Consider the following 18,917-nt stretch of genomic DNA (forward strand, 5'->3'; position numbering starts at 1 on the left):
CGCAGTCATTCCGGAGAAGCGGGAATGACCGGGATCGCGGCCAGCAGGGTCTTCGTGTAATCGTGCGTCGGGTGCAGAAGCACCTCTTCGGTGGAGCCCCGCTCGACGATGCTGCCGTCCTTCATCACGATGACCGTGTCGCACAGGTTCTGCACCACTCCGATGTCGTGCGAGACGAGAATCAGGGTGAGGTCCGAGGAATGGCGCAGCTCGATCAGCAGGTCGAGGATCTGAGCGCGCACCGTGACGTCGAGGGCGGACAGGGGTTCGTCCCCGACGAGGATGCGCGGCCCGTGCACGATCGCCCTCGCCAGGGCGATCCGCTGACGCTGCCCGCCGGAGAACTCGTGGGGATACCGGTCGGCCATGTCCGGCTCGAGGCCAACCTGCTGCAGCACTTCTCGGATCCGCGCTCTGTGGTCGCCGTCGATGCCGAGGGCCCACAGAGGCTCGCGGATGATCTGGGCGGCCGTCATCCGAGGATCGAGTGACGCATACGGGTCCTGGAACACGAGGCCGGTCTGTCTCCGCAGCCAGTGCAGCGAACGGGCGGATGCCGTGGCATCCACCGCCTTGCCGTCGACCTCGACCGTGCCGGACGTCGGACGATCGAGTCCGAGCAGCAGCCGGACGAGTGTGGACTTGCCCGATCCGGATTCGCCGATGATTCCGACCGACGAGCCTTCGGCGATGTCGAGGTCTGTGGGCGCCAGCGCGGTCTGCATCCTGGTGCGCTCGAACGCCGAACGCTTGGGCACCACGAAGTCGCGACGGAGGGATCGTGCCTCGATCAGGCTCATCGGATGCCCCCGCCCGGGCGCCAGAGCGTGGCGGTCGCGTCGCGGAGGAGACCCTGTGTCACCGGAGACGAGGGAGCGCTCAGCAGCGTGCTCACCGGCGCAGCCTCGACCACATGGCCGTCCTCGAGCACCACACCCCGAGTCGCGACCTGTGCGAGCACGGCGAGGTCGTGCGTGATGAACACGAGCGACATGCCCTGCTCGTCGACGAGGCTCAGCAGCAGCGACAGGATCTCGGCCTGGATCGTGACGTCGAGCGCGGTCGTCGGCTCATCCGCGATGAGCAGTCGAGGGCGGCACGCCAGGGCCATCGCGATCGCCACGCGCTGCCGCTGACCGCCTGAGAGCTGATGCGGGTACCGGTCGACGATCGACTCCGGGTCGGGGAGTCGCACGCGAGCGGCTTCCTGGATGGCGCGTTCGCGCGCCTCGCGCCGGCCGATGCCCTCGTGGATGCGGATCGACTCGGCGATCTGCCGGCCGACGGTGCGGATGGGATTGAGCGCTGTGCGAGGCTCCTGGAACACGATCCCGATCTCATCGCCGCGGAGCTCGGCGAGCTCTCGGTCGCGCAAGCCGATCAGCTCCGTGCCGTTCCAGCGGATGCTTCCGCGCGCCGTCGCGCCGTCGGGGAGGAGTCCGAGCACCGCGAGCGCGGTGAGCGACTTGCCGGAGCCCGATTCGCCGATCAGGCCGATTCTGGCGCCGTCCGGCACCTCGAACGAGATGCCGTCGACGACAGGACGACCGTCGATGCGGACGACGAGGTCTTCGACGACGAGACTCATGCGACCACCGCCGGGGTGTGGATCTCCGCCGCGCGGTGCCGCAGCGTCGGGTCTGTGGCCTCGCGCAGGCCGTCGCCGAGGAGATTGAGTGCGAGAACCGTCAGCGTGATCGCGAGCCCCGGCCAGATGACCGAGAGCGGATGCACGCCGATGTAGCGCTGCAGGTCGGCGAGGAGCAGCCCCCAGCTCGGTTCGGTCACCGAGGCGCCGAAGCCGAGATACGAGAGTCCGGCCTCGGCGAGCACGGCGACCGCCATCGACCACGACAGCTGCACGATGAACACGGGTGCGACGTTCGGCAGCAGGTGGCGCACGAGGCTCTGCGAGGTCGTGAGTCCGGATGCCCGGGCGGCGAGCAGGAAGTCGCTCTGCTGCACCCGGCGCAGCTCGGGGCGGGTGACACGCGCGATGTTCACACCGAAGCCGATGCCGACGGACCAGATGACGACCCAGAGCGAACCGCCCCAGACGGAGGAGATCATCATGGCGATCAGCAGCACGGGGAACGCGATCAGGATGTCGACGAGCACGGCGACCGTCTCGCGCAGCCACCCGGCGGTGAGCGCGCCGAGGCCGGCGAGGGCGATGCCGACGAGAGTCGCGATGATCCCGGCTCCGACGCTGACGAACACCGTGGTCCGCGCGCCCGCCATGAGGAGGCTGAGGATGTCGCGTCCGGTGTCGTCGGTGCCGAGCAGGTGCGGCCAGCTGGGAACCGCCCAGCGGTTGCGGACGTCGGACTCCTGCGGGTCGAACGGCGTCCACAACAGCGCGACGAGCGCGGTGACCGCGATGACGGCGACCACGATCAGTCCGAAGCGCCCTGTGGAGGTGCGCCACAGCCTCGGGAGCCAACCGGGCATCATGCCTCCCTCTGGCGGGGATCGATCGCCCGATGGATCAGGTCGACGAGGAAGCCGACGACGAGGACGAAGCCGGTGAGCACCAGCAGCTCGCTCTGCACCTTGATCAGGTCACGCGTCCCGACATCGGCGACCAGCATCCGCCCGATGCCCGGCAGGGTGAAGAGCTGTTCGATGACGACGGAGGCGACGATGATCCCGGCGATCTGGAGCCCGAGGACCGTGATGATCGACAGGCCCACTGCGGGGATGCCGTGCGAGATGAGTGCTCGGGTGCGGGTGAGTCCCTTGGCCGCAGCGGTGCGGACGAAATCCTGACCCGCCGCCTGGAGTGTGGCGCTGCGCACGAAGCGCATGAGCATGGCGCCCTCGACGATGCCGATCGTGAGAGCGGGGAGCAGCAGTGACTCGATCGCCTGGAGAGGCGTGCTCCATCCCGTACGGGGGAATCCCTGCGGAGGGAGCCACCCGAGCCACACCGAGAACACGACGATCAGCATCATCCCCGCCCAGACCACGGGCACGGCGGCGAGGGCCTGCGCGCCCACGCTGAGTGCGGCGCCGCCGCGACGGCCGCGTTGCACAGCGGCGAGGATTCCGAAGGGCACCGCGATGAGCACGGCGATCAGCAGTGACATGATGCCGAGCGGCACGGTCACCTGCGCCTTGAGCAGCAGCTCCTCCCCGACGGATGCGCCGGAGAGCAGGGAGGTGCCGAGGTCGCCGCGGAAGATCCCCCCGATCCACTCCGCGTACTGCGCCGGCAGAGGACGGTTGAGGCCCAGGGATTCGCGGAGCGCCTCGACCTCGGCGGGGGAGGCCTGCGTGCCGGCGATGAGCTGGGCGACGTCGCCGGGGAACACCCGGAGAGTCAGGAAGATCAGCGCGCTCGACACGAGGAGCCCTGCCACGAGCAGGGCCCCTCGGACGAGCGCGTAGCGGATCACGAAGTGAGCGTCATCACTTCTCGGTGGCGACGGTGACGCCTGCCAGGTCGATGCGCGAGTTGATCGAGTCCTGGGGGAATCCGGAGACGAGCGGGCTCACCGCCGTGATCGTCGCGCCGTTGTAGAGCCAGTCGGCCGCATGGTCTTCAGAGACGATGCGGGCGGCCTCCGCCAGCAGCTCCGCCGACTTGTCGGGGTCGACCTCGGCGAGTGCGTCGGCGTAGAGGCCCTGCACCTCGGCGTTGTCGTAGCCGAAGTAGTAGTCGGGGTTCGCGAAGTTGCCGAAGTCGCGGGGCTCGACGTGCAGCACGAAGCTGAGGTCGTAGTCGTGGTTCGTGTAGACGTCCTCCAGCCAGGTGGGGAACTCGACCGAGTCGACGTCGAGTGTCACTCCCACCTTCTGGAAGTCGGAGATCAGAACCTTCGGAACGGTCGTGCCGTAGAAGTTCGGGATGGTGAGAGTCAGCTCGAGGTCCTCCTGGCCGGCCTCGGCGAGCAGCTCCTTGGCCCTCTCTGGGTCGTAGGAGACGACGTCTGCGAGATCCTCGTATCCGGGGTCGAGCTCGGGGATGGGTCCGTACAGGGTCGAGCCTGCACCGACGGCCTCGACGAGACCCTCGTGGTCGATCGCGAGACGCAGCGCCTCGCGCACCCGGACGTCGTCGAGGGGAGCCTTCGCGTTGTTGAACGCGAGAGTCGCCTTGTCGGTCGTGCGGCCCGTCGTGAGGGTGAAGTCGCCCTCGAGCTGCGATGCGAGGTTGGGATCCACGGCGGTGAGCACCTGGACGCCCCCGTCGAGCGCTGTGTTCACACCGGCGGTGAAGTCGGGGATGTACTGGAACTCGACCTCGGCGACTCCCGCGGGCTCGCCCCAGTAGGCGTCGTTGCGAGCGAACGTGATCGTGCTGCCCTTGTTCCAACGGGTCAGGGTGAAGGGGCCAGTGCCGTTCTCTGCGGTCTTGAGATCTGTGGTGTCGCCTGCCTGGAACACGAGCCCTGCGGGCCCGGTCAGGGAGAAGAGGAAGTTCTGGTTCGGCTCGGTCAGCACGATCTGCACGGTCGTGGGATCGGGCGCGGTGATCGAGGCCACCGAGGCGAACTCGGCGTTGCCCTGCAGGGTGGCGTCCGTGCGGACGGCTTCGAATGATGCGACGACGTCGGCGGACGTGAGGGCGGTGCCGCTGTGGAAGGTGATGCCGTCGTTCAACGTGAACGTGTAAGTGAGTCCGTCTTCGGACACCTCGTAGTCGGAGGCGAGTCGAGGGATGATCTCGTTCGCCTGGTCGCGGCTGACCAGACCCTCATAGATGTTGTCGATCAGGATCTGCTCGAGAGCAGCACCGCTCGTGTGGCGGATGTCGAGGTTCGTGGGCTCGAGAACCAGGCCCACCTGCAGCGTGGCGTCCGGATCCGGTTCGCCGATCGGCGCAGTGGTCTCGGGGGCCGCAGTGCCCGTGCAGGCGCTCAGGATGACGGCGCTCGCCGCGATCGCGGAGATGAGCGCGAGCCGTCGCGTACGTCGGAACATGGGTTGTTTCCTCTCGGTGCGGCAGTTGCTGTGTGCCGGTGGAACGAGCCTAGGGATGTGTCGGTCGGGTGGGGGCGGGATGTGGAACGGAACGTCACATACCGGCGGTAGCGATGCGCTCCGTGATCAGCGCAGCGAGCTGTGCGGGAGCGGTCTCCTGGACGTTGTGCGTCGCCTGGATCGCGACCACGCTCGCGTCGGGAAGGCGGCGGGCGAAATCATCCGCGTCGGCAGCACTGACGAAGCCGTCGATCGCGCGGACGAGCGTCACCGGGGCCGTCACCTGATCGAGGTCCTGCCATCCAGTGGCGTTGAGAGCCGAGGGAGCGGAGACGTCGCCGGGGTCGTGCGCGGCGAGGGCGTGTGCTGCGAGGTGAGCGAAATGGTGCTTCCATTCCACCCGTCCGTCAGGGCGCACACGCGTGTTGAGGAACACACCCCGTTCCGTGTCGGCGCGTGCACCGCCGAACCCGAAGGCGATCGCCCGATCGACCAGCTCGTCGCGTGTCGTGAAATCTGTGGGGCCCGCATAGAACTCGCGCAGAGCTGCCGGGCCCGCCGACGTGTCGATGCCGGGAGTGATGTCCACGACGATCAGCTCGGCGACGAGGTCGGGGCGTGCGGCGGCCAACGCCGCCCCGGTGAGTCCGCCGAGGGACTGTCCGACGAGGATCTGCGGCCGGTCGGTCCATGCGTCGAGTGCCGCGGCGACATCCACGGCGAGCGTTCGCGGGGTGTAGTCGGCGTCGTCGCGCCAGGACGAGTCGCCGTGCCCCGCGAGGTCGATCGCCAGCACGGGCTGCTGCAGCGCGAGCACCGTCGTATCCCAGGTGTGCGCGTTGAGGCCGGCCCCGTGCAGGAGCGTGATCTGCGGCGATCCGCTGCCGTAGCGGATGCCGCTCACACGGCGACCGTCCGGCAGCGGCAGCGTCAGCCGCTCACTCGGGGGAACGGGAACGCCCAGCGCCTCGGCCTGTGCGGGAAGATAGCTGAACTCGGTGATGTCGATCGCCACCTCCATATTCTGCTCTGAGGAACTCGTGTGCAGGAAATGCGGGATCAGAATGACAAGAGATATCGGCGCATGAACGCGCATTACGTCGCTCATGGACGCTTTTCTCCTGTCGATATGCATTTCCTTGTCCTGAGGTGGCCCGCCGGGATGTCCATACAACGGAATATCATTGGAGTATGAGCGAGACGCGAGTGCACCTCTCCAAGACCGAGCCCGTCGCCTACCAGGCGCTCGATGCGTTCTCTCGGACGGTCGGTGAGATCTGCGCGGCGAATGGCATCGACGATCGCCTCAAGGAGATCGTCATGATCCACTGCTCGCAGCTGAACGGATGCGGCTACTGCACCCGAATCCATGTCGACCGCGCGGTCAAGGCGGGGATCGACACGGATACGCTGATGCAGATCGCCACCTGGCGGGAGAGCGGCGTCTTCAGCGAACGGGAGGAGGCCGCTCTCGAGCTGGCCGAGGCGTTCACCTTCATCTCGGAGGACGGGATCTCAGATGACCTGTACAACCGCGTGGGTGCTGTCTTCACCGAGAAGGAGTATGCCGCTCTGAGCTGGGCCTGCGTGTCGATCAACGCGTTCAACCGCGTCGTCATCGCCGGCCGCTACCCGGTTCCGGCTCGCGCTTCGCAGGCGCAGGAATGACCGTCCTCGAGTTCGACGGCGTCAACAACGTCCGGGACGTGGGAGGCATGCCCGCCGAGGGCGGGCGCATCCGCTCCGGCATCCTGCTGCGCTCTGGCCAGCTGTCCGGGGCGACGAACGTCGGCGTCGAGGCGGTCCGTGAGCGGATCGCGCACATCGTCGATCTGCGAGACGGCGAGGAGGTCGCGGCCGAGCCGACCGAGATCGACGGCCCGGAGACGACGCACCTTCCTCTGTTCCTCGGGTCGGTGCGTTCGTTCTTCGAGACGGACACCAGCCTGGAGGATCTCTACCTGCACCTTCTCGAGGAGAGTGGTGAGAGGCTCGTCGCGGCCATCCGCATCATCGCCGCGGGGGAGCCGACGCTCGTGCACTGCACGGTGGGCAAGGACCGCACCGGGGTGACGGTGGCACTCGCTCTCGCAGCCGTAGGCGCCGACCGAGACGCGATCATCGCGGACTACGCGCTCACGGAGTCGCAGCTTCCTCCTGAGAGGTCGCAGCGGATCGCCGCCTACCTCCGTTCTCAGCATCCTGAAGCGGTGCACGCGGTGGCGCTGGCCACGCAGTCGCCTGCACCGGTCATGCGGGCGCTGCTCGACGGCGTCGACGCGCGCTGGGGGTCAGCGGCAGGCTACCTCCGAGCGAACGGGATGTCGGATGCCGAATTGGACGCGCTGCACGCCGCTCTCGTGGAATCTGTCGCCGACCAAGGTTAGGCAACCCTTCGCGTGGTGTACCATGGGAGCATCATGGAGACCTTCCTCGAGACCCGCAGCACGCGCGCAGAGCGCCGCGCCGCGCGTCGTCGCGCACACCACCTGGTGACGGCTGACGAGCACTCGCTCGCTGAACTCGAGGTCTTCCTCGCTACTCTGCCGCTGTGTGCATCCGGTCGGATCTTCATCGAGGTCGCAGAGGCCTCGGACATCGGCGTGATCGACGCGCCCGGCCGTATGACCGTGACGTGGCTGGCTCGGGCAGAACGCTCCGGCGCCCCCGGAACGGGCCGTGCGTGCGCACCGGGACAGGCACTCGCTCGCGCGACGTGCGCCTGGGCCGATGAGATGCTCTGCGGCGACGAACTCGAGACCCACGTGACGCTGCTGGGCGGATACCTCGGTACCGCAGACATCGTCGAGCACCTCACAGGATCACTCGACCTCCAGCCCGCGCAGATCTACGCGCCGGAGCGCTTCGGGCTGCTTCCCTCCGAGCGCTGAGGAGCGGTCGCCCGGCGAACGTAATTGCCGTCTTCCAGACCCGCCTCGATCTCGAAGCGGTTGTGGAGTGGATTCCGCCCGGCGAACAGGTACAGCACCGGCAGCAGGATGCCGTAACGGAGCCATTGGGCCTTGTGCACTGCCTCATGGCGAAGCACGGCATCGGTTGGACGAGCATCGCCGGTGAGGAAGCACCCGCCCACGCACACCCCGCCACGGTTGAAGGTCCAGTTCGGCATACCGCGGAAGACCCACAGGCCCGCCCGGCGCTCGACGGGACCGGTGCTCCACAGCGATCCCCACACCCAGCCGACCGCGGTTCCCCACCAGTACCCGATGCGACTGATCGGCGATCGCAGCAGGAACGACGGGATGCGGCGGTCGAATCGGCGACCCCGCTCGAGGGCACGTTCCGCCGCAGGGCGCCAGCCTTCGGTCATGCCACCGCTCCGACCAGGCGCAGCAACGCCCCGAGATCCTCGACCGCGTCGGCCGGTGAACGCGGGGCGAATCCTGCGATCGTCGCGCCCGCCAGCGGAACGCGCGTGCGGAGAGCGCGAATCGCCGCGCTCAGGGTGGCGGGAGCGAGTCCGAACGGCGACGCGGAGGAGACGCCGGCTATCTCGGCCGGATCGAGCACATCGACGTCGATGTGCACCCAGACCCGGCTCGCGCCGGTGGCCACGACGGCGGCGGCCAGAGCATCGGCATCGTCGAGGTCTGCCACCGAGAGCGGGGTGAGGCCGTCGAGCGCAGCGACCTCGGCGTCGTCGAGATCGCGCATCCCGACGGTGATCACGCGGTCGCGCGGTATGCCGGGGGAGAGCGCGAGCTGCGGTTCGCCTTCACCGAGCACAGCCCGCAGGGCCATGCCGGAGAACGCACCGGACGGCGACGTCTCGGGTGTGTTCATGTCGGCGTGCGCGTCACACCAGACCACCGCGAGATCGTCGGTGCCGCCGGGAAGGGCGGCGAGCGCCGCGACGGTGACGCTGCAGTCTCCGCCCACGACGACCGTGTCGGCCGTCATCGCCGCATCGACGAGCTCACGAGTGCGCAACAGGGCGCTGAGTCGGCGGACGCCCGTGCCGAGCGACTCTCCGGCCTCGACGGGCACATCGAGCACGGTGGTCGACGCGCGCGGAAGATCACCGGCGATCGCGGATGCGCCGTCGACGAGGAGCATTGCGCGCGGTGCAGGGGAGCCCTGCCACTGCGGGACGACGAGGAAACGCACCATGGGTGCCTCCAGCTATGAAAGAGCGGATGCCCCGGACACGCTGGTCCAGGGCATCCGCGAGGTGTGTCAGGAACCTTCGATGGCCTGACGGGGGGCGGAGCCGCCCGCCTTCAGCTCGGCGAGACGTGCTTCGACCTCGGTGAGCTCTCCGAGGTCCTCGAGGCTCTCGAACTGGGCGTCGAGGCTGGAGGCTGCGAGCTCGATCTTGCCCTGAGCGAGAGCCTCCTGGCGGCGGACCTTGTCTTCGAAACGACCCAGCTCGCTGGTCGGGTCGAGGACGTTGATCGACGAGACCGCGTCCTGCACCTTGGTCTGCGCCTCGGCGACCTTGGCGCGGGCGAGAAGCTCGCTGCGCTTGTTCTTCAGCTCGCCCAGCTTGTCCTTCATGCCGTTGAGACCGGACTTCAGCTTGTCGACGATCTCGGTCTGAGCGGCGATCTGGGGCTCTGCGCCGGTGGCTTCGCGCTCAGCGCTGATCTGGCGCTGGAGCGCGATCTTGGCGAGGTTGTCGAACTTGTCCGCATCGGCGGCATCGCCGGTCGAGCGCATCTCGTCGGCCTTGCGGCTCGCGGCGAGGGCCTTGTTGCCCCACTCCGTGGCCGCCTGGACGTCCTCTTCGTGGTCGCGCTCGAGGAGGCGCAGGTTGCCGATGGTCTCGGCGATCGCCGATTCGGCGTCGGCGATGCTGTTCGTGTAATCACGGACGAGCTGGTCGATCATCTTCTGCGGGTCTTCCGCAGAGTCCAGGAGCGAGTTGATGTTCGCGCGGACGAGGGTCGAGATACGTCCGAAGATGGACTGCTTGGTCATGCGTGGTTCCTTTCAGAGGGTCGGACTCGATGTTCTGGGGTCGTTATGTGTGCGGTTCAGAAGCGTCGCCCTCCCGAACGGCCGCTGCGGCCGCTGGAGCGGCTGCCGCCGCCTCCGCCGAAACCGGAGCTGCGGAACCCGCCGCCGCCGCTGGATCGCCAGCTGCTGCTCCGCGAGGAGCCTCCGCCTCCGCCACCGCCGGACAGGAGGCCGCCGATGATGCCGCCGAGGATGTCGCCGCCGAGGCCGGAACCTCCCGAACCGCCACCACCGCCGAAGATGCTGCCGCCACCGCCGCCCCAGCCGTTCTGATAGCTGCTCGGGCTCATCGCCGCGACATCGGCCTGCGCCGAAGAGGTCGCCTGGCGGGCGAGATCGAGGGCACGGCCCGCTTCAGTGAGCGCCGCCTCGGGGTCGGTGGCACGCAGGTTCAGTGCCTGTGTGAGGGTGGCCTCCGCCTGCGAGAGGCGGGTGCGCGCTGTGGATCCGACGGAGCCGCGCCGCGTCTCGATGTACTCCCGCGCGGCGCGGATCTCGGACCCCGCCTGCGTCAGCGTCTGCTCGAGCATCTGCTGCGCTCGTCGGGCTCGCTCGACGGCCTGGGTTCCCTGCGCGATCGCCGCGTCGATCTGGGCGTTCGCCGCGGTGAGCGCCTCGAGTACCCGCTGAGGGCTGCGTGAGTTCCCGCCGAGGGCGGCCTGCGCCTGCTGCAGCTGCTGCGAGGTCGCCGAGGCCGCCGAAGACAGAACGCCGCCCGTGTCGGGCAGCTGCTGCGCGGTGGCGATGTCGGCCTGCAGCTCAGCGACCAGAGCCTGGGCCTGCGACTCGATGCTGGCGAGTTCGGCGCCCAGCGCCGTGATCGCGTTCGCCAGCTGGGCCGCCTGCGCGACGGACTGCTCGGCGGTGCGGATCGCGAACGCGGCTTCTCCTGAGCGCCCTGCAGCGATCGCCTGGGCGGCGGCCTCGATGGAGCGGTCGGCGAGCGCCGCGCGCTCGCGGGCCTGTGCCGGGTTGTCGGCGACGGTCACGAGGGATGCCTGATCGAACGTGCTCGAGAGCGCCGCGAGAGCAGGCTCAGCACTCGCGAGCAGCGTGTCGAGTGCTGCCCGCTCGCCCCGTACGCGTTCGAGCTCCTGCGGGGCGTTCTGCTCGAGCTTGCGAAGTGCGTCGAAAGCCTCGGTGTTGTCGTCGAGGACGTCGTCGATCTCGTCGCACAGCTGGATGATGCGGATGTGCCACGCGCGGCGGTCGTGGACGGTGTCCTCGATCTCGTCGTCGAGCTTCTGCTTGAGGTCGAAGGCCTCGGACATCTTCGCCTTGGCGGTCTCGACGGCTCCGCTGAAGGTCGAGGTGGCCGCCTCGCCGAACTGGGCCACGGCGAAACCGAGCTCTTCCCTGCTCGACGTGATGGCATCATCCGCCTGCACGAGCGCGGCGCCCGCCTGGGTCTGGACCTGCTCGTCGGTGAGGGTGGAGAACGGGTCGTTCGGGTCCGGCTTCTCGGGCATCGCACCGCGGCGACGGATCTCGGCGTTGCGCCGGGACCGACGGACGAGCGCGACGATCAGCCAGACGATCAGACCGAGAGCGATGATGCCGACGACGATGAGCGTGGTGCGGAGCGCGCCGGCCCCGCCGTCGCCCTGGATCTCGTCGGCGGCGAGGATGATCGCGCCCTCCCAGTCGTTCTGGGCGGCGAGGCTCTGGATCTCGTTCTCGACGTCGTCGAGCTTGCTGTCGCTGAGCGGACCGTCGGGGGCGGCGGAGATGTAGTAGCTCCGGCCCTCGACCGCGATGGCGAGCAGATACTGCTCGGACCCGAGATTGTTGTTCTCGGCGACGGTGTCGGCCCACTCGACGTTGTCGGTGGGGGAGGTGAAATCGTCGACAAGCACCACGAAGAGGTCGGCGGAGGAGTTGTCGCTGAGGGTCTGGAGTCGAGCCTCGACCGCATCCTCCTGGCTGGGGGAGAGGACCCCGGCGTCATCGGTCACGTACCCGGAGTCGAGCGTGACCGGATCGGTCGCGGACGCGGCGGATGCGGAGAAGGCCCCGGCCGCTGCAGCGGCAGTGAGTGCGGCCAGCGCGAGCCACCGTGTCTTCATCGTGTTCCCTCCGACCGGCAGCCGAGCCCCATGGCACGAGTCTATGCACACAGGCCGACACGCGACAGCATCCGAGCGGCGATAGCCGTTCGCCCTCAGCGGAGACACATACGCTGGAGGGCATGGACGACAGGTACGGATCGGATGTGCTCGCGGCTGGTTGGCGGGAGCGCGCGGCGAAGCCGGTGCCGCAGGTGCCCGCCGAGGTCGATCTCGTCGTCGAGGTCGCGGACGACGGCTACTGCGGTGCGGTCACACGCGTGCAGGGAGGGAACGTCGAGCTCGAGGATCGGCTAGGTCGCAAGCGACTCTTCCCTCTCGGCGGCGGATTCCTGATCGACGGAGCACCGGTGCGGCTCACCGTCCCCGCCCCGAAGGAGCAGGGCGCCAGGCGCACCGCGTCGGGATCGTTCGTGGTCGCCGATCAGCGTGCACGGATCGCGCTGCCCAGCCGCATCCTCGTCGAGGGAAAGCACGACGCGGAGCTGGTGGAGAAGGTCTGGGGAGCGGACCTGCGCGTCGAGGGCGTCGTCGTCGAGTTCCTGCAGGGAGTCGACCTGCTCGACGAGATGCTCGCCGCGGAGCCGCCGACCGCGTCCCGTCGCTACGGAGTGCTCGTCGATCATCTGGTTCCCGGCTCGAAGGAGTCGCGCGTCGCCGACGCGGTCGCCCGCGGCCCGCACGGCCGGCACGTGCGCATCGTCGGTCATCCCTTCGTCGACGTCTGGCAGTGTGTGACGCCGCGTGCGCTGGGGATCGCGAAGTGGCCGGAAATCCCGCGGGGCACCGACTGGAAGACCGGGATCTGCAAGGCGTTCGGCTGGCCGTACGAGACACAGGGCGACACGGGTCGTGCGTGGCAGCACATCCTGTCGAAGGTGCACACGTATCGGGATCTCGAACCCGCGCTGCTGGGCCGGGTGGAAGAGCTCATCGACTTCGTGACCGCTCCGGCCGACTGATCCCGGGTCCGTGACTCGGGGCGCCGCCGACTACCCTGGAGGCATGCCCGAACCCCGCACCTTCCGTGACGAACCGGTGTCCTTCGTGCGCCGCAGCGGGCGTATGTCCGACGCGCAGGAACGCGCCTTCGACGAGCTCGGCCCGCACTATCTGCTCGACGTGCCGCGCGACGTCGCCTGGACCTCGGTGCATCCCGAGGCGCGACTCGACCCGAGCATCGAGTACGGCCGAGATGCCGATCTGTACGTCGAGATCGGCTCGGGGCAGGGACACGCGATCGTGGCCGCCGCCTCGTCCCGCCCCGATGACGACTTCCTCGCCGTCGAGGTCTTCCGCGCCGGCCTCGCCCGCACGATGCTGGACGCGGATCGCGAGGGCGCCCGCAATGTGCGCGTCGTCGAGGCGAACGCGCCGGAGGTGCTCTCGTCGTACCTGCCCGAGGCTGCGGCCGCCGAGGTCTGGATCTTCTTCCCCGATCCGTGGCACAAGAAGAAGCACACCAAGCGTCGGCTCGTGCGATCGGGATTCGGCGAGACGGCGGCGCGGGCGCTGCGTGACGGCGGACTGCTGCGACTCGCGACGGATTGGGAGGACTACGCGCTGCAGATGCGCGAGGTGCTCGATGCCGATCCGCTGTTCGAGCGCGCCTTCGACGGCGAGTGGGCCGAGCGGTTCGACGGACGGGTGATGACCGCCTTCGAGCGCAAGGGGATCGCCAAGGGGCGCGACATCCGCGATCTCGTGTATCGGCGGAAGTCGCGCGCGTGACCGACGTGCAGCGCAGGTCTACGACCTGGCCCGCTGTGATCCCCGCACTTCTGGTCTGCGCGGCGGCACCGGCGTTCTTCGTCCTCGAGACCGCCTGGCTCGGCTGGGCGCTGCTCGCACTCGGCGTCGGGGGAGCGTGGCTCGTCGAACGCGGACGCCCCGTCGTCGCCGACCAGGTCGTGAGCGTCGGATCCCGACGCGAGACGGCCCGCGTCATCGGGGTGAGCCGTCAGCCCTCGCTCACCCGTGACCTCTCGCTGATCGCCCTGGGCATGCTCATCGTGAGCGTGATCCCGCTCGCAGCCGAGCTCGACAACATCGCCATGCTGCGCTTCACGCTCGCTCTCGGTGGCGCGGTCGCGGTGCCGTACGTCGTGTCGCGCTTCGTGTTCCGCGACCGCGCCATCAGCTTTCCCTGGCGTGCGCATCGTCGCTGGGGTCGCCTGCAGTGGGGGTGGCTGGTCGCGGTGCTGGTGCTGGGCTGGCTGATCCTGCCGTTCTACTTCATCACCAGCGGGGTGTACCAGAACTGGCCGGTCGTCGACTCGCCCGACCTCATCGCCCGTCTCTTCGTCGGCGTCGGCGCGGTCGGCATCTGGGACGAGCTGTTCTTCATCTGCACGGTGTTCGCCCTGCTGCGTCGCCACTTTCCCGACGCGCTCGCCAACGTGCTGCAGATGATCGTGTTCGTCTCGTTCCTGTGGGAGCTCGGCTACCGCGAATGGGGACCGCTGCTGACGATCCCGTTCGCGCTGCTCCAGGGATTCATCTTCATGCGCACCCACTCGCTCGCCTACGTCGTGACGGTGCATCTGCTGTTCGACGCGGTCGTGTTCGCCGTGCTCGTGCACGCGCACAACCCCGGACTCCTGCCGATCTTCCTGCTCTAGGGTTCCGAGGGTTCCGAGGGTCGATACGATCGACTCATGCTCATCGTCGGACTCGTCCTCGCCGCGGCCGCAGCCGCATTCCACGTCTTCATCTTCGCGCTCGAGTCGCTGAAGTGGACCGAGCCCGAGACGAGGAAGATCTTCGGCGTCGCCAGCGAGGCCGATGCCATCACCATGAAGGCGCTCGCCTTCAACCAGGGGTTCTACAACCTCTTCCTGGCGCTGACCGCCTTGCTCGGCGTCGGCTTCGTGATCATCGGATTCACGACCGTCGGCCTGACCCTGGTGTTCGCGGGCACCGGCATGATGTTGGCCGCAGCGCTGGTGCTCGTGCTCTCCGACCCGTCGAAGCTGCGCGCGGCGACGATGCAGGGCACACTGCCGCTGCTCGCCGTGATCGCGACGGCCATCGGCGTCGCCGTCGGCTGAGCGCTCCGCCGCTGCTCAGCAGACTGCTCTGGTGAGCGCTCTGCTCAGCGCTCGCGAGGGGTGACAACCCGGAGGAGTCGGGCCACACTCGAGGCATGGCCGACTGGGTGCTGCATGTGGACATGGATCAGTTCATCGCTGCGGTCGAGGTGCTGCGCAGGCCCGAGCTCGCCGGTCTGCCCGTGATCGTCGGGGGCCGAGGCGATCCCACCGAGCGCGCCGTCGTGTCGACGGCGTCGTACGAGGCCCGAGCGTTCGGCATCGGGTCGGGCATGCCGCTGAAGATCGCGGCGCGGAAGGCGCCGGAGGATGCCGTGTTCCTCCCCGTCGACCATGAGGCCTACGAATCGGCATCGACCGAGGTGATGTCGTCGCTGCGTGCCCTGCCCGGTGTGGTGCTCGAGGTCATCGGCTGGGACGAGTGCTTCCTCGGGGTCGAGACCGACGACCCTGAGAGCGTGGCACGTTCGGCTCAGGCCGCCGTGCTCGAGGCGACAGGACTGCACTGCTCGGTCGGCATCGGCGACAACAAGGTGCGCGCGAAGATCGCGACGGAGTTCGGCAAGCCGCGCGGGGTCTTCCGGCTCACTGTCGACAACTGGTTCGAGGTGATGGGGGACAAGCCGACCCGGGATCTCTGGGGAGTGGGGCCGAAGGTGCAGAAGAGGCTCGCGGCTCACGGCATCACGACGGTGCGGGAGCTCGCGGATGCTGACGAGGATCAGCTCGTCTCCGAGTTCGGTCCGCGGATGGGTGTCTGGTACCACGGACTCGGATCAGGTCTCGGGCCGATCGTGGTCGATCCGACTCCGTGGGTGGCGCGGAGCCACAGCCGCGAGACCACCTTTCAGCAGAACCTCACCACGCCCGCCGAGATTCTGGCCGCGCTCGCGGAACTCGCCGGTCATGCCTTCGATGACTGCGCCGACGAGGGGCGGCCTGTCGTGCGGGTGCACCTCAAGGTCCGGTACGCGCCGTTCGAGACGAAGACCTTCGGGCGCAAGCTCGCGGCACCGACCACGGAGCGTGACGAGGTGATCGCCGCGGCGCTCGCCCTCGGATCCACGCTCGATCCGCAGCGAGAGGTGAGACTTCTCGGCGTGCGCGCCGAGATGACGATGCCTGACAGCGGCGACTCGGTTGAGCGCACGCCGGTGCGCGGCAGGATCTGAGTCGTCCGCCGGCCCGTACATCCGCACCCGGGTGCGGGAGAACTGACGGGGCGGGCTCGGAGCCCGCCCCGTCAGCGCTCAGCCGACCTTCTTGACCGTGTACCGGAAGACATCCGTGCGGAACACGTCTCCCGACGTCTTCACCATCTCGATCGTGTGAGCCTTGTCCTTCAGCCCGGAGACCGCGAACAGTTCCTGATTCGAGACCCGTGAGTCGGCGTGGGTGTCGACGCTCTCGACCTTCTCGCCGTCGATGTAGACATCGACCGTGCCCTGGTCCGGCGCCTTCGGGCCGAGCCATGAGACGCCCGTTCCACGGAACGTGAACGACACCGAATCGCCGTCCGCGGTCGTGGCGTGCACATCATCGAGGTGGTCTCCGGAGAATCCGAAGTCCAGCGTCGCATCCCCGACGGGGAGCGTGGCGAGGTACGACGACGTCAGGGTCACCGTGGCTCCCGACAGCGTGTAGTCGACGTCGCGCTCGAGCGGCTCGCCGCCGATGCTGATCGATACGAGCTCGCTCGGGTCGCGCAGCACATCGACCGTGACGTCGGCGGGCGCGGCCTTGTTGAACGCCCCCGACGTGGTGCTCAGCTGGCTGTCGAGGGTGACGACCAGTTTGTCGAGGAGCATGAACGACCCGGACTTCTTCACCACACGCAGCGTGTGGCTTCCGCTCGGCAGATCGGCCACGCTGTACACGACCTGCTGCGACAGCCGGCCGTCCGCGGCGGGCAGCGACGTGTCGACCGTCTCGACGAGCTGACCGTCGAGATACACCTCGACCTCGCCCTGGGATTCGTGCTTCTCCGTGACGTACTGGATGCCGGTGCCCTGGAAGGTGTACTCGAAGGCCGCGCCGTTCGTCTCGACATAGTGCACGTCGTCTGCGTGATCGCCGAGCCCTCGGTTGTTGCTGTACCCCCATGATCCGCTGTAGCCGATGCGGGAATCGCTGTCGTTCAGCGTCACCGTGAGCCCGGTTGCGGGAGGTGTGGGCGTTCCGCCGCCGGGGGTGTCGGACACCGCGACCGTGAACGGCTGGGAGGTCGCGGGGACCTCGTTGCCGTTGTTGCGCACCCAGTCGCCGGCGTAGCCGACGCGAAGCGAGTCGTCGTTGACAGTGAGCACGGACTGCTTCTCGGGGGTCACCTTCAGCAGACGCACTCCGTGGATCGGCACGCTCTCGGCAGTGAAGCCATCTGCTTCGGAGCCGAGGTTCTTGCCGGCCCAGAGGTCGCGCACCTTCGCGGATCCGTCGAGTCCGATGTCTGACCAGTCGACGGTGATGTCGGCGTCGGCGCGACCGAGGTTGTACAGCGCGACGGTGTACGTGCCGTCAGGGTTCAGCGAGTACCAGACCTGCTGCTTCGTCGCCGTCGAGACCGGGCGTGCGGGCACGCCCGCCTGGTTCACGGCGATGACCTCGCGGTTCGTGATCAGCTCCAGACCGTACTGGTCGAGGTCGGTCATGTCGTTGCCCAGGTACATCGGCGCAGCCGACGTCGCCCACAGAGTGGTCGCGGTGCGACGCTCGTCGCGGGTGAGCCCGTCCATCTTGCCGTTGCCGACGTTGAGGGAGTCGAGGTCGTTCCATCCGGCGGGGCCGGCATGGCGCCACCAATCGGAGAGACGCGGGAAGAGACGCGCGACGTTCTCCCACGTGGTCAGCGCCTCATCGCCGCAATAGCACTCGACGTCCCAGTCGACGCGCCATCCGTCGGCGTACTGCTTCCAGTAGTCGGCGTAGTTGATGTCGACGGCCCAGGACAGCTCGAACCAGATGTCGTTGCGCTTCAGCGCCTGCGACCAGGCGGCGACCTCTTCTCGGGCATCCATCGACAGGTCGCCGATGCCCGATCCAGGGGTCACGCTGTCGAACTTGATGAAGTCGACGCCCCATTCGCCGAGGAGGTCGGCGATCGAGTCGATGTACTTCTGCGTGCACGGGTTGTCGAAGTCCAGTCGATAGCCGAATCCCCAGTAGTCGCCCTGCTGGAGGGGCTGCTTGAGGAGATTCTCGGTCGTGCAGCCGGGAGCGTTGTAGATAGGGAGGGCCTTCTGCGCGGTTTCGAGACTCATCCCGGGGATCAGGTAGAGCCCGACCTTCTGGCCGTTGTCATGCACATGATCGATGACAGCATCGAGCCCGTCGGGGAACAGCGTCGTGCTGGGGGTCGGGCGGCCGTATCCGTCCTGCCCGCCGTTCCAGCCCGCGTCGATGTTGATGTACTCGTATCCGAACTCCTGCAGCTTGTCGTGCATGGCGTCGGATTGCGCCATGATCTGGTCGGCCGTGATCCATTGGCCGCCCTCGTACACCTGCATGCTGTAGCTGCTCCAGCCCATGTAGGGCTTGGCGGACAGGGGCGAGATGCCCTCATCGGACGGCGGGGTGCGTCGAGCATCCTTCGCCGGGGGCTGCTCGGGCGAGGTCGTCGATTCCGTCGGCGTCGGGGACTCGTCCGGAGCGGGGCTCTCGGTCTCCTCGACCTCCGGTGGCTGTGTCACGGCCTCGGTCGGGGTCGCCTCGGGCTCGGGCGTGGTCGAGGCCGAGGGGTCGGGGGTCGCCTCGGTGGCCCAGCCCGCGCCGGGGGCGAGGGTGAGTGCGAGCGCGGTCGCGGCGAGCGCCGCGGTGATCGAGGCCGCTCGCCTTCTCTGTCGATGGGTCTTCATTGCTTTTCCTCTCGTTCGACTGCTCTGTCGTGGGGATGGGAAGG

At 68.2% G+C, this 18,917-nt stretch carries 19 protein-coding genes; 8 read left to right on the forward strand and 11 right to left on the reverse strand.

The annotated features are described in order from the left end of the window. Positions 1 to 5 precede the first annotated feature (5 nt). From ASF63_RS02460 to ASF63_RS02485, 6 genes are all read right to left on the reverse strand, one after another. Positions 6 to 800, reverse strand: coding sequence for an ABC transporter ATP-binding protein (locus ASF63_RS02460; RefSeq protein ID WP_082477786.1), 795 nt, complete (start codon positions 798 to 800; stop codon positions 6 to 8). Next, complete coding sequence (locus tag ASF63_RS02465) at positions 797 to 1,588, reverse strand: ATP-binding cassette domain-containing protein (RefSeq protein WP_056509131.1); 792 nt, start codon at positions 1,586 to 1,588, stop codon at positions 797 to 799. The genes ASF63_RS02460 and ASF63_RS02465 overlap by 4 nt, the downstream gene beginning before the upstream one ends. Next, positions 1,585 to 2,454 carry an ABC transporter permease gene (locus ASF63_RS02470; protein ID WP_157534212.1) on the reverse strand — a complete coding sequence of 290 codons (870 nt, stop codon included), beginning with the start codon at positions 2,452 to 2,454 and terminating at the stop codon, positions 1,585 to 1,587. Before ASF63_RS02470 ends, ASF63_RS02465 begins: the two co-directional genes overlap by 4 nt. Then, entirely contained in the window at positions 2,451 to 3,398 is a 948-nt protein-coding gene (locus ASF63_RS02475) for an ABC transporter permease (protein ID WP_056509134.1), read from the reverse strand. Before ASF63_RS02475 ends, ASF63_RS02470 begins: the two co-directional genes overlap by 4 nt. A 13-nt stretch (positions 3,399 to 3,411) precedes the next feature. Further along, the gene (locus ASF63_RS02480; protein ID WP_056509137.1) at positions 3,412 to 4,926 is read right to left on the reverse strand and encodes an ABC transporter substrate-binding protein; all 1,515 of its coding nucleotides are present in this window, start codon (positions 4,924 to 4,926) and stop codon (positions 3,412 to 3,414) included. Positions 4,927 to 5,020: 94 nt separating this feature from the next. Continuing rightward, entirely contained in the window at positions 5,021 to 5,947 is a 927-nt protein-coding gene (locus tag ASF63_RS02485) for an alpha/beta fold hydrolase (RefSeq protein ID WP_056509140.1), read from the reverse strand. A 170-nt stretch (positions 5,948 to 6,117) separates the two neighbouring features. Between ASF63_RS02485 and ASF63_RS02490 the strand changes: the two genes are divergently transcribed. Genes ASF63_RS02490 through ASF63_RS02500 form a run of 3 tightly spaced genes read left to right on the forward strand, consistent with a single transcriptional unit; the run spans position 6,118 to position 7,817 of the window. Next, positions 6,118 to 6,594, forward strand: a complete 477-nt coding sequence (locus tag ASF63_RS02490) for a carboxymuconolactone decarboxylase family protein (protein WP_056509145.1) — start codon at positions 6,118 to 6,120, stop codon at positions 6,592 to 6,594. Next, a complete protein-coding gene (locus ASF63_RS02495; protein ID WP_056509148.1) occupies positions 6,591 to 7,313 on the forward strand; it encodes a tyrosine-protein phosphatase in 723 nt (240 codons plus the stop codon). The genes ASF63_RS02490 and ASF63_RS02495 overlap by 4 nt, the downstream gene beginning before the upstream one ends. 33 nt (positions 7,314 to 7,346) lie before the next feature. Continuing rightward, a complete protein-coding gene (locus ASF63_RS02500) occupies positions 7,347 to 7,817 on the forward strand; it encodes an SIP domain-containing protein (RefSeq protein WP_056510161.1) in 471 nt (156 codons plus the stop codon). Here ASF63_RS02500 and ASF63_RS02505 read toward each other — a convergent pair. From ASF63_RS02505 to ASF63_RS02520, 4 genes are all read right to left on the reverse strand, one after another. Further along, positions 7,775 to 8,257, reverse strand: coding sequence for a hypothetical protein (locus ASF63_RS02505; RefSeq protein WP_056509151.1), 483 nt, complete (start codon positions 8,255 to 8,257; stop codon positions 7,775 to 7,777). The genes ASF63_RS02500 and ASF63_RS02505 overlap by 43 nt on opposite strands. Beyond that, positions 8,254 to 9,057, reverse strand: coding sequence for an arginase family protein (locus tag ASF63_RS02510; RefSeq protein ID WP_056509154.1), 804 nt, complete (start codon positions 9,055 to 9,057; stop codon positions 8,254 to 8,256). The genes ASF63_RS02505 and ASF63_RS02510 overlap by 4 nt, the downstream gene beginning before the upstream one ends. 66 nt (positions 9,058 to 9,123) lie before the next feature. Next, complete coding sequence (locus tag ASF63_RS02515; protein ID WP_053095704.1) at positions 9,124 to 9,867, reverse strand: PspA/IM30 family protein; 744 nt, start codon at positions 9,865 to 9,867, stop codon at positions 9,124 to 9,126. Positions 9,868 to 9,923: 56 nt separating this feature from the next. Further along, on the reverse strand, positions 9,924 to 11,972 hold the full coding sequence (locus ASF63_RS02520; RefSeq protein ID WP_056509157.1) for a TPM domain-containing protein: 2,049 nt from the start codon (positions 11,970 to 11,972) through the stop codon (positions 9,924 to 9,926). Between the two features lie 122 nt (positions 11,973 to 12,094). Here ASF63_RS02520 and ASF63_RS02525 point away from each other — a divergent pair, with 122 nt between their 5' ends. The 5 genes from ASF63_RS02525 (at position 12,095) to ASF63_RS02545 (ending at position 16,194) form a co-directional block, all read left to right on the forward strand. Further along, positions 12,095 to 12,934: a DUF3097 domain-containing protein gene (locus tag ASF63_RS02525; protein WP_056509159.1), complete on the forward strand. Its 840-nt coding sequence runs from the start codon at positions 12,095 to 12,097 to the stop codon at positions 12,932 to 12,934. A 43-nt stretch (positions 12,935 to 12,977) separates the two neighbouring features. Further along, positions 12,978 to 13,703 carry a tRNA (guanosine(46)-N7)-methyltransferase TrmB gene (trmB, locus tag ASF63_RS02530; protein ID WP_056509162.1) on the forward strand — a complete coding sequence of 242 codons (726 nt, stop codon included), beginning with the start codon at positions 12,978 to 12,980 and terminating at the stop codon, positions 13,701 to 13,703. Continuing rightward, positions 13,700 to 14,593, forward strand: coding sequence for a CPBP family intramembrane glutamic endopeptidase (locus ASF63_RS02535; protein WP_056509165.1), 894 nt, complete (start codon positions 13,700 to 13,702; stop codon positions 14,591 to 14,593). Before trmB ends, ASF63_RS02535 begins: the two co-directional genes overlap by 4 nt. Positions 14,594 to 14,629: 36 nt before the next feature. Further along, the gene (locus ASF63_RS02540; protein ID WP_056509168.1) at positions 14,630 to 15,022 is read left to right on the forward strand and encodes a DUF1304 domain-containing protein; all 393 of its coding nucleotides are present in this window, start codon (positions 14,630 to 14,632) and stop codon (positions 15,020 to 15,022) included. Between the two features lie 95 nt (positions 15,023 to 15,117). Then, positions 15,118 to 16,194: a DNA polymerase IV gene (locus ASF63_RS02545; RefSeq protein ID WP_056509172.1), complete on the forward strand. Its 1,077-nt coding sequence runs from the start codon at positions 15,118 to 15,120 to the stop codon at positions 16,192 to 16,194. Between the two features lie 78 nt (positions 16,195 to 16,272). Here ASF63_RS02545 and ASF63_RS02550 read toward each other — a convergent pair whose 3' ends face one another. After that, on the reverse strand, positions 16,273 to 18,873 hold the full coding sequence (locus ASF63_RS02550) for a X2-like carbohydrate binding domain-containing protein (protein ID WP_200933954.1): 2,601 nt from the start codon (positions 18,871 to 18,873) through the stop codon (positions 16,273 to 16,275). Positions 18,874 to 18,917 lie beyond the last annotated feature (44 nt).

It is taken from the genome of Microbacterium sp. Leaf320, assembly GCF_001423485.1.
Lineage (GTDB): Bacteria > Actinomycetota > Actinomycetes > Actinomycetales > Microbacteriaceae > Microbacterium.